A 16871-nucleotide genomic window follows, 5' to 3' on the forward strand; every position below is an offset into this window, starting at 1 on the left:
GTGCGGCCCGGGCCATGATCGAAAGGTCAGGTGTATATGCCAACCTTTCAGGTTCTCAAGTTCATTCCGGTGATCACCGGTGACGCGGGTCACGTCGGCGGGACGGCCGTTCCGCGGCCGCGGCGCTCCAGGTACGCCCGCTCGGCCGCGCTCCCGGCGAGCTCGGCGGCGAGGGCGTACTCGGCGACGGCCTCGCGGGGGCGGCCCAGGCGGCGCAGCAGGTCGGCGCGTACGGCGTGCAGCACGTGGTAGCGGTCCAGGCCGAGCGCGTCCACGAGAGCCAGGGCGGATCCGGGGCCCTCGGTCTCGGCCACGGCCACGGCCCGGTTCAGGGCGACCACCGGGGACGGCGCCACCGCCATGAGCTGGTCGTACAGGCGCAGGATCTGGTGCCAGTCGGTGGCTGCCGCGGTGGGCGCGTCACTGTGCACCGCCTGGATCGCGGCCTGGATCTGGTACGGCCCCGGCCGGTTCCGGCGCAGGCAGCGGCGGACCAGGTCCTGGCCCTCGGCGACGAGGGCCCGGTCCCACAGGGCGCGGTTCTGCTCGGGCAGCGGGACGAGGGCGCCGTCGGGGGCCTGCCGCGCCGGGCGCCGGGACTCGCTCAGCAGCATCAGCGCGAGCAGGCCGGTGACCTCGGGCTCGTCGGGCATCAGCTCGGCGAGGAGACGGCCGAGGCGCAGGGCCTCCGCGCACAGGGCCGCGTCGCCGGTGTGGCCCTCGTTGAAGATCAGGTAGACGACGGCGAGGACACCGTCGAGCCGGCCGGGCAGGTCGGCGTCGCGGGGCACGCGGTACGGGATGCCCGCGTCGCGGATCTTGGCCTTCGCGCGGACCAGCCGCTGGGCGAGGGTGGGCTCGGGCACCAGGAAGGCGCGGGCGATCCGCGCGGTGCTCAGGCCGCCCAGCAGGCGCAGGGTGAGGGCGACGCGGGCCTGGAGGGCGAGCGCGGGGTGGCAGCAGGTGAAGATCAGACGGAGCCGGTCGTCGCGCACGGGGCCCTCCTCCGGGGTCGGGTCGGGCGCGTACAGGCGGGCGGCCTCGGCGTGCCGGGCCTGCCGGGAGGACTCGCGGCGCAGCCGGTCGACGGCCCGGTTGCGGGCGGTGGTGATGATCCAGCCGGCCGGGCTCGGTGGCGGGCCGGTCTCCGGCCAGGTGCGCACGGCGGTGGCGAAGGCGTCCTGCACCGCCTCCTCGGCGAGGTCGATGTCGCCGAGGAAGCGGATGAGGACGGAGACCGCACGCCCGTACTCCGCGCGGAAGACGGCCTCGGCGTCGGGGGCGGTCATCGGTGCGGCTCCGGCGTCAGTGCTGGTCCACGAAGGGCCGTACCTCGATGGGCAGGGTGGTGGCGAGGGCGGCCCTGCGGCCCCACTCCAGGGCTTCGTCCAGGTCGGCCGCCTTGATCAGGCACAGTCCGCCCAGGTACTCCTTGCCCTCGGCGTAGGGGCCGTCGGTGATGAGGACGTCGCCGTCCTTCGGGCGGAGCATGGTGGCGGTCTCGGGGCCGTGCAGGCCGCCCGCGAAGACCCAGGCGCCGGCGGCGCGCAGCTCGTCGTTGAAGGCCTCGACATCGCGCATGATCCCGGCGAGTTCCTCGGTGGCGGGCGGCGTGCCGTCGGCCGGCTGGACCACGCTGAGCAGGTAGTGCTTCATGACGTCCTCCATGGCGTCGTGCCCGTGTCGGGCTGTCCGTCACCTCCTACACGAACGGCCGGGCCCCGGATCGACACCGCGCGCCGAGCGGCGCGGAAAAAGTCCGGAAGAATCTTCCGCATGAACGCCGACGCGCACCCCCTGGTCGTCCGCGCCCGCCGGCTCGCGGCGGATCTGCTGGTCCCCGAGGCCGAGCGGGTGGACCAGGAGGGCGTGCCCGCGAGTCATGTCGAGGCGGTGAAACGGTCCGGGCTGCTCGGGGTGGTGGCGCCGGTGGAGTACGGCGGCTCCGGGGCGTCGGCGGCCGTGCTGCGGGAGACCGCGGAGATCCTGGCCGGGGCGTGCTGTTCGACGTGGTTCGTGCAGACCCAGCACCATACGCCGGTGCAGACCCTGGCACGGAGCGGACTGCCGGTGCGGGAACGGCTGCTGGGGCCGCTGGCGCGCGGGGAGCTGCTGTCCGGGGTGGCGTACGCGCATCTGCGGTCGTTCCCGCGGGTCCCGGTGCGGGTCCGCCGGTGGCAGGGGGGCTGGCGGTTCGAGGGCACGGTTCCCTGGTACACCGGGTGGGGCCTGAACGACGTCATGCTGCTGGCCGGGGTGACCGACGCGGACGAGGCGCTGTTCGCCTTCGCCGAGGCGCACGACCAGCCGGGGCTGAAGGCCTCGCCGCCGATGCGGCTCGCGGCGCTCACCGCCGCGCGTACGGTGTCGCTGGAGCTGGACGGGCTGTGGCTGCCGGACGACGCGGTGGCCCTGCGGACGCCCCACGCGCGATGGGCGGCCGGGGACCGGGCCAGGACGCTGAACGCCAATCCGGCGGTCTTCGGCGTCGCGGAGGCCGCCCTGTCACTGCTGGACGAGGCGACGGCCGGGTCGCTGCGGGCCCGTGTGGCCGACGTCCGCCGCCGGGCCTACGCCCTCGCCGACGACCCGGCGCCGGACGAGCGGGCCGCGGAACGGCTGGCGGTACGCGCGCAGGCGTACCAGGTGCTGGGTGCGGCCACGACGGCGGCGGTGGTCGCCGGGGGCGGCCGTGCGATGGCCCTCACGAGCCGGGCCCAACGCCTGGCAAGAGAGGCGCTGTTCCTGCTGGTACAAGGCCAGACGACCGAGTCCCGCACGGCCCACCTGGCCGCGCTGACGGGGGCGTGAGCGAGACCGACGCGACGAAGCCCTGACCGCCTCCCGGGGGTACGGGCGGCGCTGCCGAGGTGGCGCCGACGCCTCGCGCGGCAGACGGCCGACCGGCGCGGGCCCACAAATGGCCGAGCCCCACGCGACGCACCCGACCGTGCCCCGGCCGGGACGTGAGCGAGACTGCCGAGCGCGGCGCCGACACCTCTGCGAGAGACCCACCGGGGGCATCGCCGGGGGCGCTGACGCCTCGCGGCCGAGACCGGTCTTGCCCCGATGCCACGGGTGGTCCGGTGTCGCGCCGTCGGTCCGGAGCCGGGCTCGGGGTCGGTCGATGCGAGCCCGGGCGGCCGAGGTCAGCGGCAGCGGGGCGTCAGGCCGGCTGCCACAGTTCGATCCGGTTGCCCTCGGGATCGGTGACCCAGCCGAAGCGGCCGACGCCCTCCATCTCCTGCGTCTCCTCGGCGACGTCCGCTCCCCCGGCGCGCAGCTGGGCGAGCATGGCGTCCAGGTCGCGGACGCGGAAGTTGAGCATGGTCCGCTGGCCTGGGGACCCGAAGTAGTCGGTCCCGGACTCGAAGGTCGCGAAGACCGTCGGCCCGTCCCCCTGACGCCACAGGCCGTGCTCGTCGGCGTCCAGACCCAGGCAGTCGCGGTACCACGTGTTCAGCGCCGACGGGTCGGCCGCCCGCAGGAAGTACCCACCGATTCCCAGTACACGTTCCATGCCGCCATCCTGCCAGGACGGCGACACCGCTGTCCCCGTCCTCGGCGCCGGGACCGGTCCCGGCGAAGTGGGCGTCAGGGGCGGGCGTCGTCCTCCTGCCCCACGACGACCACCAGGAAGGCGTCGGACCTCAGATCCATCACCACGGTCGCGGGTTCACCCTCGGCGCGGCGGGCCGCCGCGTACTCCTCCGCCGGCCACGATCCACGCGGCGCCCCGGCGGGGAACCGTTCCAACACCTTCGCACTCATGACGGCCGGTCACCTCCAGCGTTCCACCGTCGGACGGAATGTGCGTCCTGTACATCTCCGCTGCCCCGGATCGCTGCGGACATGTCACCCAGGGGCCGCCGACGTGACCCGAACGGTGCGTCCGTACCGGTCCCATGACCGAGGACGGGGAGTGCATCCGCGTCCCGCACGGAACCGGAAAGGGCAGGAGAAGCGCCGAGCCGGAGGACGGAAGCGATGCGGGAAGACGAGCCCACGGACGGGCGGCTGTGCCTGGTGACGGGCGCGACCGGATACATCGGCGGCCGCCTCGTACCCGATCTGCTGGCCGCCGGACACCGGGTGCGCTGTCTGGCCCGCTCCCCCGGCAAGCTCCGCGACCAGCCGTGGGCGCGCGAGGTGGAGGTGGTACGCGGCGACGTCACCGACTCCGCCTCGGTGGCCGAGGCCATGCGGGACGTGGACGTGGCCTACTACCTGGTGCACGCCCTCGGCACGGGCAGGGACTTCGAGGCGACCGACCGCCGCGCCGCCCGGATCTTCGGGGAACGGGCCCGGGCCGCCGGCGTGAGCCGCATCGTCTACCTGGGCGGCCTCACACCGAGGGAAGTTCCCGAGGGCGAGCTCTCCCCGCACCTGCGGTCCCGGACGGAGGTCGGCCGCATCCTGCTGGACTCGGGCGTGCCCACCACCGTGCTGCGCGCCGCGGTGATCATCGGCTCCGGCTCGGCCTCCTTCGAGATGCTTCGCTACCTCACCGAACGGCTCCCGGTGATGATCACCCCGAGCTGGGTGCGCACCCGTATCCAGCCCATCGGGGTACGGGACGTGCTGCGCATCCTCGTGGGCAGTGCCGACATGCCCGCCGACGTGAACCGGACGTTCGACATCGGCGGACCGGACGTCCTGACGTACCGCGACATGATGATCCGGTACGCGCGCGTGGCGAATCTCCCCCGCCGGCTCATCTTCCCGGTGCCGGTGCTCACCCCGCGGCTGTCCAGCCTCTGGGTCGGCCTGGTCACCCCCGTGCCCACCGGCATCGCCCGCCCGCTCACGGAGTCGCTGCGCCACGAGGTCGTCTGCCACGAGCACGACATCGCGCGGTACGTGCCGGACCCGCCGGGGCATCCGCTCGGCTTCGACCAGTCCGTACGGCTGGCCCTGCGCCGGGTGCGCGAGGCCCGGGTGACCACCCGCTGGTCGTCCGCCGCGGTGCCGGGCGCCCCCAGCGATTCGCTGCCCACCGACCCCGACTGGGCGGGCGGCAGCCTCTACGCCGACCGGCGCACGGCCTCGGTGGCCGCGGACGTGCCCGCGCTGTGGCGGGTGATCGAGGGCGTCGGCGGGGAGAACGGCTGGTACTCCTTCCCGCTCGCCTGGAACCTGCGGGGGGTGCTGGACCGGCTGGTCGGCGGGGTCGGACTGCGCCGGGGACGCCGGGACGCGCAGCGGCTGCGCGTCGGCGACTCGCTGGACTTCTGGCGGGTGGAGGAGATCGAGCCGGGGCACCTGCTGCGGCTGCGCGCCGAGATGCGGCTGCCGGGGCTGGCCTGGCTGGAGATGTACGCCGAGCCGGACGGCACGGGCCGCAGCCGGTACCGCCAGCGCGCCCTGTTCCATCCGCACGGCCTGCTGGGCCACGCCTACTGGTGGAGCATCTCGCCGTTCCACGCCCTCGTGTTCGGCGGCATGGCCCGCAACATCGCCCGGGCCGCCGCCGCGTCCACCCGGCCGGCGCGCACACCCGTCTGACCGACGCCCACCGGCACCCGACAGCCTCGCACCGCCCCCGGAGCCATCCCATGCCCACCTCCGTCGTCCTGTTCACCGCCGATCTGCGCCTGCACGACCACCCGCCGCTGCGCGCCGCCCTGGAGGGGGGCCACGAGGTGGTGCCGCTCTTCGTACGGGACAGCGGCATCGCGGACCCGTTCCGCGGCGCGCCCAACCGGCTGGCCTTCCTCGACGACTGCCTGCGCGACCTGGACGCCGGCCTGCGCAGGCGTGGCGGGCGGCTGGTGGTGCGCTCCGGGGACGTCGTCGAGGAGGTCTGCAAGGCGGTCACCGAGGCGGACGCCGACGACGTGCACATGGCAGCCGACGTGAGCGCCTACGCGCACCTGCGGGAGCGGCGGCTGCGCAGCGCCCTGGAGGCCGAGGGACGGCGGCTGCACGTCCACGACACGGTGACGACGGCCGTGGCGCCCGGCGCGGTGACGCCCGCCTCCTCGGACCACTTCGCCGTGTTCACGCCGTACTTCCGCCAGTGGTCGGGGCGGCGGCTGCGGGACCCGCTCGGTGCGCCCCGGGCGGTACGCGTGCCGGCGGGCGTCGGCTCCGAGGAACTGCCGTCCCGGTCCACGGCGGGGGTGTCGCCGGGGCTGGCCGAGGGCGGCGAGACCCTGGGCCGCAAGCGGCTCGCCGCCTGGCTGCGCTCGGGGGTGGCCGCCTACGAGGACCGGCACGACGACATGGCCGGGGACGCCACCTCCCGGCTCTCGCCGTTCCTGCACTTCGGCACGCTGTCCCCGGTCGAGGTCGTCCACCGCGTCCGCCGGGTGGGCGGTCCCGGGGCGGAGGCGTTCGTGCGGCAGGTCGCCTGGCGGGACTTCCACCGCCAGGTGCTGGCGGCGCGGACGGACGCGGCCACGGCCGACTACCGGACCAAGCACGACCGCTGGCGGTCCGCGCGGACGGCCCGGGAGGACCTGGAGGCGTGGCGGGAGGGCCGTACCGGATACCCGGTGGTCGACGCGGCGATGCGGCAGCTGCGCCACGAGGGGTGGATGCACAACCGCGCGCGGCTGCTCACCGCGAGCTTCCTCGCCAAGACGCTCTACGTGGACTGGCGCATCGGGGCCCGGCACTTCCTCGACCTGCTGGTCGACGGGGACATCGCCAACAACCAGCTGAACTGGCAGTGGGTGGCGGGAACCGGCACGGACACCCGCCCGAACCGGGTCCTCAACCCCCTGACCCAGGGCAAGCGGCACGACCCCGACGGCGCGTACGTACGGCGATGGGTGCCCGAGCTGGCGGACGTCGAGGGCGGGGCGGTGCACGAACCCTGGAAACTGCGCGGCCGGGACCGGTCGGCGGCGGCCGGCTACCCGGACCCGGTCGTGGACCTCGCGGAGGGCCTCGCCCGGTTCCGCCGCGCCCGGGGCCGCGAGTGACGAACTGCGGGCCACCGCAACCCGCCCGGCAGGCCCGGATGCCGCACCGCGCGCATACGCCGGCGCCGGACGACTACCGCGAACCGCTCGACAGGAGGTCCAGCGCTTCCGTGAGGGTGGTGGGGCGGAGCAGGCCGGGGGCCGGGCGGCCCGCCCAGCCGGGGCCGCCGAGGACGACCAGCGGGTGCGCGCGGGCGCCCTTCACCCCCCACCGCATGTCCCCGATGTGCCGGGCCAGGGGCGGGCTCGCGGTGGAGCGTGCCTGCGCCCAGAGCACCACGGCGGCCGGTCCCAGCCGCCGTACCGCCGCGACCAGCGCCTCCGCCGGGACGGCGGCGCCGAACATCCGCGCAGGCACCCGGAGTTCACTCAGTGCCGCGTGCAGCGCCTCCAGGGGGAGGGTGTGCTGCTCGCCGGGTACGCAGGCGAGGATCACGGGTCCCGGGGCGGGCGGTCCGCCCACCGCGGCGGCGGGCCGGGTGTGGCGGCGCAGGGTGGTGGAGACGTGCCAGGACAGCAGGTGCTCCACCTCCACGTAACGGTCCCCGGACGAGGCCCACTTGCGGCCCACCGCGTGCAGCGTCGGCATCATCACCTCCTGCCAGGCGTTGACCACGCCGTACTCGGCGACGGCGGTGGCCAGTTGCTCCTCGACCGCGGGCGCGTCCAGGCGCACCGCGGCACGGGCGAGGCCGCGGCACTCGGTGCGGACGGCGGTGCCGAGCGGCAGCACCCCGCCGGACCGGGTGCGCGCGGCGGCCGTCCCGTCCGGCGTGTCCCGCGCCGGCGGGGCCGTGTCCGGCGCGCCGGGACGTGCTTCCCCTGCCTCGTCCGGCCCCTCCTCCCGCGCGGCGCGGGCCGCTTCCGCGGGCGGGACGCCGGCCGAGGTCAGCCGGCACATCGTCTCCAGCATCGCCACGTCGTGCGGGGTCCAGCGCCGGTGGCGCCCGTCGGCGCGGGCGGGACCGATGCCGTAGCGGCGGTCCCACGAGCGCAGGGTGGTCGGTGACAGGCCGAGCCTGCGGGCGAGGGCGCCGGTGGTCAGGGCCGGTACGGGAGACGCGGCGTCCGGTGCGGCGCGGCCCTGCTGGTCGTCCATGGCCCCGACGATACGACGCAGAAACGCTGCGCGTGGGGGCGCGGGGGCCGGGTCCGGCCCCGGGACGGGCATCGACCGTCGTGCAGGAACGACAACTGGACTCGGGCCTACACATAAAGGCTCAATAAGCGCAAACTGGGTAGGCGGTGCTTGTCGCACTCACACCAGACGTGGTCTGGCCTGCAAAGTCGAAGGAGACGAGTCATGGCCGACGTCTCGCACAGGGGTGATATGTCGACCCACCCCGATGTCTCCGAGATGCGGGCGCGGTACGCCCGGATGCTCGGCGGTCGTGATGTGGCGCTCGTGGACGGGCCGGTCTTCCTGCTCGGTCTGTACTGCGCGGCATCTCCGTGGATCGTGCACTACTCGTTGAGCCAGCCGGCACTCATGACCCACAACCTGATCATGGGGATAGCGATAGGCCTGCTCGCACTGGGATTCACCAGGGCCCCCGAACGGATGTACGGCCTCAGCTGGGCCATGTGCGCCATGGGCATCTGGATGATCATCGCTCCGTGGATCGTGGGCAGCAGCCCGGACACCGGGGTGATCGTCAACAACATCGTCATCGGCGCGCTCGCGCTCGCCCTTGGACTGGTGTGCGCCGTCACGGCGGTGAAGAGCACCCCCAGGCCGTAGAAGCGAGGACCGAGGGAAGGAAGGACACGACACACTGGAAACACAGGCACACGACAGAACAGGAATTCCGGAAGGCCGGCCCGCCCGTGCGGACCGGCCTTTCACGTGCCCGCTCAGTGGCCCGGGACCAGCCAGGGCTCCTGCGGCAGGGTGCGGCCGGTCTCCAGCAGCGACTTGAGGTTGGAGAGCACGGCCGGCCAGCCCGAGGCCACGTCGGAGCGCTCCCCCTCGTCATTGAGGTCCTCGTGGACGACGGTCAGCCGGACGATGTCCTCGTACGGCCGGATCTCGAAGGTGACCCGGGAGTGCCGGTCCTCCTGCTCCTCCCGGTCCGGTGCCGCCCAGGTGGTGACCAGCCGGGTGGGCGGCTCGCTCTCCACGACCCGGCCGACCACGTCGGCGATGCCGGAGCCGTCCGTGCGGACGTGTTCCCAGCGGGATCCGGGCCGCCAGTCGGAGACGTTCCGGTGGCCCCAGTAGGCGGCCGTGAGGTCGGCGTCGGTGAGCGCCTCCCAGACCTTCTCGGGGGTGCTCGCGATGTAGGTGACGTACACGAAACTCGGTTTGCCGGTCATGGCTTCCTCGGCTCGTCGCTTGAGGGCGCCGAGCGCTTGCAGGCGCGGACGCTCGAACTTGTCGATCCACCGCTCCTGGATCTCGTGGAGCGGGACCGGATTGAGGTAGTGCAGCTTCTCCCGCCCCCGCCGCACCGTACCGATGAGGTTGGCGGCCTCCAGGAGGGCCAGGTGCTGGGTGACCGACTGGCGGGACATGGCGAAGTGCTCGCACAGCTCGCCCAGGGTCTGGCCGTTGTTCTCGTGGAGCCGGTCCAGCAGGCGTCTGCGGGTGTCGTCCGCGAGCGCCTTGAAGACCTTGTCCATCCCGCTGTCGCTCTCCGATCGCACACTCAACGTTATGCAGGCAATCACTTGCATGTCAAACGGCCGCGCACGGTCCTAACTCACCGCGACGACGGTGTACTCCTCGCTGATCTCCTTCGCCCCGAACGGCCACACCCTCTCCAGCCGGGCCCAGACCAGGAAGGCCACGCAGCCGAGGGCCAGCCAGGCCAGGGACCACTCGACGGGGTGGCGCCCCGGGGAGTTCTGGTCGGCGTACGCGTAGATCACGCACCAGCCGGCGAAGGCCAGGACGCTCGGCACCGGGTACAGCCACATCCGGTACGGGCGGGGCATCTCCGGCCGCCGCCCGCGCAGCACCGTCAGCGCGACGATCTGGGCCAGCGCCTGCACGAGGACCATCACCGTGGTGAGCAGCTGGATCAGCGTCGCGAGGTCGGTGTGGCGGCCGATCAGGAAGCCGACCGCGGTGATCACGCCCATGGTGGCGAGGCCCAGCATCGGGAAACGGTGCCGGGGGTGCAGCTTCCCGTACGGCCGGAAGAAGACCCGGTCGCGTGCGGCGTCGTAGGGCACTCGGGAGCCGCCCAGCAGGCCGGTGAACACGGAGGCGAACGCGGTGACCAGGATGAGTACGGTCACCACGTCGGCCGCGCCCCTGCCCCAGGTCTCCTCCAGCACCGCGGAGGCCACGGAGGTGGAGGCGATGTCGTGCGGGTCGGCCATCCGGCGCCAGTCGACGACACCGAGCGTGCCGATCTGGAGCAGCAGGTAGATCGCCATGATGCCCAGGATCGAGAAGACGATGGAGCGGGGCAGGACGCGGCCCGGGTCCTTGATCTCGGCGCCCATGTAGGCGGTGGTGTTGTAGCCGAGGTAGTCGTAGATGCCGATGGTCAGGCCCGCGGCGAAGCCGAGCCAGAAGTGGTCGCTCGTCAGGTCGAAGGCGCCCGCCGGGTAGGTGAAGGCCCGGTGCGGGCTGAAGTCCGTCGCGGCGGCGGCGATCACCAGCAGGACCGAGGCGATCATCACGGTCCACATGACGGCGGTGATGCGCGCGATGTGCTCGATGCCGCGCCAGAGCAGGACGACGACGAGGGCGATGACACCCAGTCCGATCAGGTCGCCGGACGTCCGCCCGAGGCCGGGGGCGAGGTAGCCGAGGTACTGGACGAAACCGACCACGCCGGTGGACATGATCAGCGGAATGAACAGCATCGCCGTCCACACGAACAGGAACGGCACGAGGCGTCCGGTGCGGTACTGGAAGGCCTGGCGCAGATAGACGTAGCTGCCGCCGGAGCCGGGCATCGAGGCGCCCAGCTCGGCCCAGACCAGTCCGTCGCACAGCGCGAGGAGCGCGCCGGCGAGGAACCCGATGACCGCCTGCGGGCCGCCGAACGCGGCGACCATCAGCGGGATCGTCACGAACGGGCCGATGCCGCACATCTGGCTCATGTTGATGGCCGTCGCCTGGAACTGGCCGACGCGACGGACGAAGCCACCCGTGGGTGGCGGGCTACCGGACATGGGGACTCCTGACGCGGCGGGCGCTCGACGGCACCCGGCGGGGCCGACTGGCCGATAAAGTTAAGGAGCCTTACTAGAGGCGTCAAGTATGCGTCAGAAATGCACGAGAATGGTGCGATGCCCGTCAGCGACGCCGTGGAGCAGCAGGAACAGCCCTGGAGCCGCCGCCGCCTGCGCAGTACCAACGAGCGGCTGCTGCTGGACCGGCTGCGGGGCGCCGGTGCCGCGTCGCGTGCGCAACTGGCCCGCGAGACGGGCCTGTCGAAGCCGACGGTCTCCAGCGCGCTGGCCTCGCTGGAGGCGGCCGGCCTGGTCCGCGAGGCAGGCACCCACGCCCCCGGGCGCGGGCGCACCGCCGTGCTGTACGCCCCCGATCCGGCCGCCGGGTACGCGCTCGGCGTGGACATCGGCCGGGGCTGGCTGCGGGTGGCCGTGGTCGACCTGGACGGCACGGTCGCCGCCCGGGCCGACGTGCGCAACCGGACCCGCGCCTCCGCCGCGCTCGCCGACCTGGTCGTGGGGACGGCCCGCCAGGTGGTGGAGAACTCGGGCGTGGACCCGGCCGAGGTGGTGCACGGCGTCATCGGTACGCCCGGTGTGTACGACGAGGGGCAGCGCCGGGTGCGGTACGCGATGCACCTGCCGGGCTGGGGGCGCACCGGGATCGTCGACCGGATGCGCGAGGAGCTGGGCGTACCCCTGGAGGTGCACAACGACGCCAATCTGGCGGCGCTCGGCGAGTACACGTACGGCGTCGGTGAGGGCAGCCGGCTCTTCGCGTACATCCTCATAGGCACCGGCCTGGGCATGGGGGTCGTCAGCGAGGGGCGGCTGTTCACGGGAGCGCACGGGCTGGCCGGGGAGATCGGCTTCCTGCCCTGGCCGGGCCGGCAGAAGCCGGAGCGGCTGGAGGACGCGGTGTCGGGCGTGGCCGTGGTGGAGAGCGCCCGGCGGTTCGGGATGAGCGGGCAGCTGACCGCGAAGGCCGTGTTCGACGCGGCCCGGCGGGGCGATCCGGCCGCCGCGCGCGCCGTGGAGCTGGAGGGCGAGCGGATCGCGCACACCGTCGCGGCGGCCGCCGCCGTGCTCGACCCGGATCTGGTGGTGCTCGGCGGCGGTCTCGGGCACAGCGTCGACCTGCTGCTGCGGCCGGTCCGGGAGCACGTGCGCGCCCTCACCCCACTGCGCCCGCGGATCGTGCCGAGCCGGCTCGGCGAGGACGCGGTGCTGCTGGGCGCGGTGGCCACGGCGCTGGACACCGCGCGGGACGTGGTCTTCGAGCGCCGGACGGCCGGATCCTGACCCTCGCGGCCCCCGTCACGGCCGGGGTCGTTGACTGAGCCTCCGGGGACACCTAGCGTGAACCGGATTAGTAAAGTTTCCTAACTTTACCAGGCTGGAGACCCCTCGTGTTCCCTCGCCCCCCGCACCGACGCCGGTACACCACCACCGCGCTGGTCGTCGGCCTGCTCTCCACGCTGACCTCCGGCGCCTGGGCCGGGAACCGGCAGCCGGCCGCACCGCACGGGCACGTCGAGGCCACCCGCGTCCCCTCCGCCGCCGGCTCGGCCACCCCGCTCGCCGGCTTCGCCGTCCAGTCCACGGCGAAGGTGAGCGACTCCCCCGAGGCGGTCTCCTCCCCCGGCTACCGGGCGGCCGGCTGGCACCCGGCGGGTCCGCGTTCGACAGTCCTGGCGGCGCTGCTCGCCGACGGCGTGTACGCCGACCCGTTCCACTCCACGAACCTGCAGAAGATCCCCCGCGCGGACTTCCAGGTCCCCTGGTGGTACCGCTCGGACTTCACGGTCGAGGACACCGGCCGGCGCACCTCCCTCGACTTCAGCGGGGTCGTCTCGGCGGCCGACGTCTACGTCAACGGCCACCGGGTCGCGGCCGCTGCGGACGTGACGGGCGCCTACACCCACCACGAGCTGGACATCACCTCGCTGGTCAGGTCCGGCACCAACACGGTCGCCCTGCGCGTCCGCCCCAACGACCCGGACCAGGACCTGACGATGGGCTGGCTGGACTGGCTCCAGCCGCCCCCCGACCGGAACATGGGCCTCGTCCGCGACGTCCTGGTGCGCAGGGGCGGCCCGGTCGCGCTGCGCGACGCGCACGTGGTCACCGATCTGGCCGTCCCCTCGCTCGCCACCGCCGACCTGACGGTGAAGACCCTGGCCCGCAACGACTCCGGCGCGCCGGTCACCGCGGAGATCTCCGGGAGCGTCGGCGGGACGCACTTCACCCGGAGCGTGCCGCTGGCCGCCCACGAGACGAAGACGGTCACCTTCTCCCCCGCCGACGTGCCGGGCCTGCACCTCACCTCGCCGCGGGTGTGGTGGCCCGCCGGTATGGGCGGGCAGCCGCTGTACGACCTCGATCTCACCGCCGACGTCGCCGGTGGGACGTCGGACACCGCGCACCGGACCTTCGGCATCCGCGACGTGCGGGCGCCGCTGAACTCCGCCGGTGCCCGCCAGTACCGGATCAACGGCCGCAAGCTGCTGGTCAAGGGCGGTGGCTGGTCACCGGACGAGTTCCTGCGCTGGGACCGCGCCTATGTCGAGGACCGCCTGAAGTACGCCGTCGACCTGGGCCTGAACACCCTCCGGCTGGAGGGCCACCTGGAGCCCGACGAGTTCTTCGACCTGGCCGACCGGTACGGCGTGCTGACGCTGCCGGGCTGGGAGTGCTGCGACAAGTGGGAGGGGCAGGTCAACCCCAGCGGGTCGGGGAAGAAGTGGACCGACGCCGACCACTTTGTGGCGAAGGCGTCCATGGCCGCCGAGGCCGCCCGGCTGCGCGGCCACCCGAGCGTGCTCTCCTTCCTGATCGGCAGCGACTCCGCCCCGAACGCGGCGATCGAGAAGGGCTACCTGGACGCCCTGAAGGCCGCCGACTGGCCGGTCCCCGTCGTGCCCGCCGCCTCCGACGCCTCCTCGCCCCAACTGGGCGCGTCGGGCATGAAGATGACCGGGCCGTACGACTGGGTGCCGCCCGGCTACTGGTACGCCAAACGGGAGGGCGGGGCCACCGGATTCAACTCCGAGACCAGCGCCGGCCCCAGCATCCCCACGCTCGACACCCTGCGCCGGATGATGACGCCCGCGGAGCTCGACACCCTCTGGAAGGATCCGGGCGCCCGGCAGTACCACCGCTCCCCGTCCACGACGTTCGGCACGCTCAAGATCTACGACGACGCCCTCGCCCACCGCTACGGGCCGCCCACGAGCCTCACCGACTACGTGCGCAAGGCGCAGCTCGCCCAGTACGAGAACGTCCGCGCCCAGTTCGAGGCCTACGGACGCAACGCCGCCGACACCGACCGTCCCGCCACCGGGGTGATCCACTGGATGTTCAACAGCGGCTGGACGTCGCTGCACTGGCAGCTGGTGGACCGCTATCTCGACCAGAACGGCGCCTACTTCGGGGCGAAGAAGGCGAACGAGCCGCTGCACGTCCAGTACTCCTACGACGACCGCTCGGTCGTGGTGGTCAACAACCTGCACACCCCCGCCCAGGGCCTGACCGCACGGGCGACGCTGTTCGACCCGGACGGCACCCAGAGGTACGACCGCACCGCCCCGGGCGTCTCGGTGGAGGGCGACGGGGCGCACGCGAAGCCCCTCACGCTGCCGTCCTCGGTGAGCGGTCTGAAGCCGACGTATCTGCTCCGCCTGGTGCTGACCGACGCGGCCGGCCGGGAGGTGAGCCGGAACGTCTACTGGCTCTCCGGCAAGGCCGACACCCTCGACTGGAACGGCACCACCTGGTACTACACGCCGACGACCAGCTCGGCGGATCTCACCGGGCTGGCCTCGATGGCACGGGTGCCGGTGGAGGCGACGGCCTCGACCGAGTCGTCCGGCGGTACGTCGACGACCACGGTGACCCTCCGCAACACGGGGGCCGGCACGACGCCGTCGCTGCTCACGGACGTCCGTGTGGTCGGCGGGCAGGGCGGTCCGGTCCTGCCGGTGCGCTGGTCCGACAACGACGTGAGCCTGTGGCCCGGCGAGTCGGTGACGCTGACCGCCACCTACCGGACGGCCGATCTGCACGGCTCGGCGCCGGGTGTGCGGGTCTCCGGGTGGAACACGGCGGAGCGGACGGTACCGGCCGCCTGAAAGGAGCGGGGGTGGGCCGGGCGGGCCCACCCCCTCGGGGTTCAGCCGACGTCGAGCGCCGTGTCGTCGATGACGAACGACGTCGGGAGGGTGGAGCCCTCGGTGCCGGTGAACTTGATCGTGACGGTCTGGCCCGCGTAGCCCGCGAGGCTGAACGCGCGCCGGGTGTAACCGCTCGCCGCGTTCAGGTTCGAGTACGTCGCGAGGGTCGACAGCACGGTCCCGCCGCTGTTGAGGACCTGGACCTTCAGGGTGTCGTAGGCCGTCGAGGTGGTCGTCTCGTCGGTGTCGACGTGGAGGTAGAAGCCGAGGTCGGCGCGCGTGCATCCGGCGGGGACGGTCACCGTCTGGGCGAGGGTGTCGGTGTGGGCCGAGCCGTAGCCGTTCAGCCACGCCTTGTAGGAGCCGGTGCGGGCGGCCTCGCCGGTGTCGTTCGTGATGACGCCGCTGGAGGCGGTCCAGGTGGTGGCGCCGGACTCGAAGCCGCTGTTGCCGAGGAGCTGGGCGGCGGTGCAGGTGCCGCCTCCGTCGCCACCGCCGCCGGTGGTGCCCGAACCGGCCAGCCAGGCGGTGGCGTTGAGGGCGAGGGGCGCGTTGGTGGCGGTGGAGTCGTGCCAGCCGTCGTACAGGGTGTTGCCGGACTGGCCGGTGCCGTCGTCGATCGGGGAGCTGTCGCCCCAGAAGGCGACCCGGCCGCTGCCGAAGGTGGACGTGGCGAAGAAGGCGCCGGTGTTGCCGGAGTAACCGGTGCGGTACAGCAGGCCCTTGACGGCCGGGTTGTCGGCGGGCTTGAGGGTGGCGGTGGTGCCGCTGGCGATCAGGCTCTTGGTGACCGTGCCGAAGGCGCCGTGCAGGACGGGGTCGGTGCTGTCGCTGATGGCCGCCGGGTGATCGGAGCTGATGCTCAGCGTGTCGACGGAGAAGCCGAACGGGTCGGTGGAGTCGACGCTGTTGTTGCTCATCAGGTCGTTGAAGATCTCGACCGCGTCGTAGCCGTCGTTGTTGCGGTCGGCGCCCGTGTGGTCGGAGATCATGAACAGGCCGCCGCCGTTCTTCACGAAGTTCATGATCGCCGTCTTCTCGGCGCTCGAGAACATCGTGTTGGGCTCCGGCAGGACCAGCGTGTCGAAGTTCGACAGGTCGGTCGCCGACGACCCGCCGTAGCTCAGGCCGGAGCCGGACGGCAGGGTCTTCTGGCTGTAGCCGCCGGCCTTCTGCAGGGCGACGCCCCACGAGGAGAGGGCGCCGGTCCAGTCAGTCTCGGCGGACGGGGTGGAGTTCTGCCCGAGCGGGTCGGGCTGGCTGGTGGAGATGATCCAGTCGGCGTTGCCGGCCGTCTCCGCATGGGCGTTGTCGAACAGGATGCGGTGCGTCGTCGCCGCGTGCGCGGGGGCGCCCGTGCCGACCTGGAGGGCGGCTCCGGTGAGGAGCAGCCCGAAACCGGCGAGGGCGGTGGTGAGTCTGCGGCGGGATCTCCTGGATCCAGGCATCCGGCGAACCTCCATGAGGGGTGGGGAGAAGGCGGTGGGGGCGCCAAGTCTGCGCGCGTAGAACCCGCTTGAGGGTTCTACACGCGTCGATTGGTTGAAAGGTACATGGCATGAAGGCGCGGTGAACAGAAGTCGTGGCGGCATTCGGGGTGGCGTGCCCTCGGCCCGCAGCGGGCACATCCTCGGCAGCG

At 73.0% G+C, this 16871-nt stretch carries 14 protein-coding genes; 6 read left to right on the forward strand and 8 right to left on the reverse strand.

Annotated features, from left to right (window positions below; translation table 11 throughout):
- Nucleotides 1-89 precede the first annotated feature (89 nt).
- Nucleotides 90-1289, reverse strand: coding sequence for an RNA polymerase sigma factor (locus tag ACF08B_RS17995; RefSeq protein ID WP_392318219.1), 1200 nt, complete (start codon nucleotides 1287-1289; stop codon nucleotides 90-92).
- Nucleotides 1290-1305: 16 nt separating this feature from the next.
- Nucleotides 1306-1656: a YciI family protein gene (locus tag ACF08B_RS18000; RefSeq protein WP_093481047.1), complete on the reverse strand. Its 351-nt coding sequence runs from the start codon at nucleotides 1654-1656 to the stop codon at nucleotides 1306-1308.
- 120 nt (nucleotides 1657-1776) lie between these two features.
- On the opposite strand from ACF08B_RS18000, the gene ACF08B_RS18005 reads away from it, so the two are divergent.
- A complete protein-coding gene (locus ACF08B_RS18005) occupies nucleotides 1777-2811 on the forward strand; it encodes an acyl-CoA dehydrogenase family protein (RefSeq protein WP_392318220.1) in 1035 nt (344 codons plus the stop codon).
- Between the two features lie 355 nt (nucleotides 2812-3166).
- On the opposite strand, the gene ACF08B_RS18010 is transcribed toward ACF08B_RS18005, so the two are convergent.
- Together ACF08B_RS18010 and ACF08B_RS18015 are read right to left on the reverse strand one after the other, a co-directional pair.
- Nucleotides 3167-3520, reverse strand: a complete 354-nt coding sequence (locus tag ACF08B_RS18010; protein ID WP_392318221.1) for a VOC family protein — start codon at nucleotides 3518-3520, stop codon at nucleotides 3167-3169.
- A gap of 74 nt (nucleotides 3521-3594) precedes the next feature.
- Nucleotides 3595-3771, reverse strand: coding sequence for a hypothetical protein (locus ACF08B_RS18015; RefSeq protein WP_392318222.1), 177 nt, complete (start codon nucleotides 3769-3771; stop codon nucleotides 3595-3597).
- Nucleotides 3772-3987: 216 nt separating this feature from the next.
- On the opposite strand from ACF08B_RS18015, the gene ACF08B_RS18020 reads away from it, so the two are divergent.
- The gene (locus tag ACF08B_RS18020; protein ID WP_392318223.1) at nucleotides 3988-5505 is read left to right on the forward strand and encodes an SDR family oxidoreductase; all 1518 of its coding nucleotides are present in this window, start codon (nucleotides 3988-3990) and stop codon (nucleotides 5503-5505) included.
- 50 nt (nucleotides 5506-5555) lie between these two features.
- The gene (locus ACF08B_RS18025) at nucleotides 5556-6929 is read left to right on the forward strand and encodes a cryptochrome/photolyase family protein (RefSeq protein ID WP_392318224.1); all 1374 of its coding nucleotides are present in this window, start codon (nucleotides 5556-5558) and stop codon (nucleotides 6927-6929) included.
- A 73-nt stretch (nucleotides 6930-7002) separates the two neighbouring features.
- On the opposite strand, the gene ACF08B_RS18030 is transcribed toward ACF08B_RS18025, so the two are convergent.
- On the reverse strand, nucleotides 7003-8028 hold the full coding sequence (locus tag ACF08B_RS18030; protein WP_392318225.1) for a MerR family transcriptional regulator: 1026 nt from the start codon (nucleotides 8026-8028) through the stop codon (nucleotides 7003-7005).
- Between the two features lie 204 nt (nucleotides 8029-8232).
- Here ACF08B_RS18030 and ACF08B_RS18035 point away from each other — a divergent pair, with 204 nt between their 5' ends.
- On the forward strand, nucleotides 8233-8670 hold the full coding sequence (locus ACF08B_RS18035; protein ID WP_392318226.1) for an SPW repeat protein: 438 nt from the start codon (nucleotides 8233-8235) through the stop codon (nucleotides 8668-8670).
- Nucleotides 8671-8783: 113 nt separating this feature from the next.
- Here ACF08B_RS18035 and ACF08B_RS18040 read toward each other — a convergent pair whose 3' ends face one another.
- Both ACF08B_RS18040 and ACF08B_RS18045 read right to left on the reverse strand, forming a co-directional pair.
- Entirely contained in the window at nucleotides 8784-9551 is a 768-nt protein-coding gene (locus tag ACF08B_RS18040) for an ArsR/SmtB family transcription factor (protein ID WP_392318554.1), read from the reverse strand.
- Nucleotides 9552-9626: 75 nt separating this feature from the next.
- On the reverse strand, nucleotides 9627-11060 hold the full coding sequence (locus ACF08B_RS18045) for an APC family permease (protein WP_392318227.1): 1434 nt from the start codon (nucleotides 11058-11060) through the stop codon (nucleotides 9627-9629).
- Nucleotides 11061-11177: 117 nt separating this feature from the next.
- Between ACF08B_RS18045 and ACF08B_RS18050 the strand changes: the two genes are divergently transcribed.
- Both ACF08B_RS18050 and ACF08B_RS18055 read left to right on the forward strand, forming a co-directional pair.
- Complete coding sequence (locus tag ACF08B_RS18050) at nucleotides 11178-12362, forward strand: ROK family protein (protein WP_392318228.1); 1185 nt, start codon at nucleotides 11178-11180, stop codon at nucleotides 12360-12362.
- Between the two features lie 107 nt (nucleotides 12363-12469).
- Nucleotides 12470-15190 carry a sugar-binding domain-containing protein gene (locus tag ACF08B_RS18055; RefSeq protein ID WP_392318229.1) on the forward strand — a complete coding sequence of 907 codons (2721 nt, stop codon included), beginning with the start codon at nucleotides 12470-12472 and terminating at the stop codon, nucleotides 15188-15190.
- A 41-nt stretch (nucleotides 15191-15231) separates the two neighbouring features.
- Here ACF08B_RS18055 and ACF08B_RS18060 read toward each other — a convergent pair whose 3' ends face one another.
- Nucleotides 15232-16680: a hydrolase gene (locus tag ACF08B_RS18060; protein ID WP_392318230.1), complete on the reverse strand. Its 1449-nt coding sequence runs from the start codon at nucleotides 16678-16680 to the stop codon at nucleotides 15232-15234.
- Between the last annotated feature and the right edge of the window lie 191 nt (nucleotides 16681-16871).

The sequence above is a fragment of the Streptomyces sp. NPDC015139 genome (genome assembly GCF_043079785.1).
GTDB lineage: Bacteria > Actinomycetota > Actinomycetes > Streptomycetales > Streptomycetaceae > Streptomyces > Streptomyces albidocamelliae.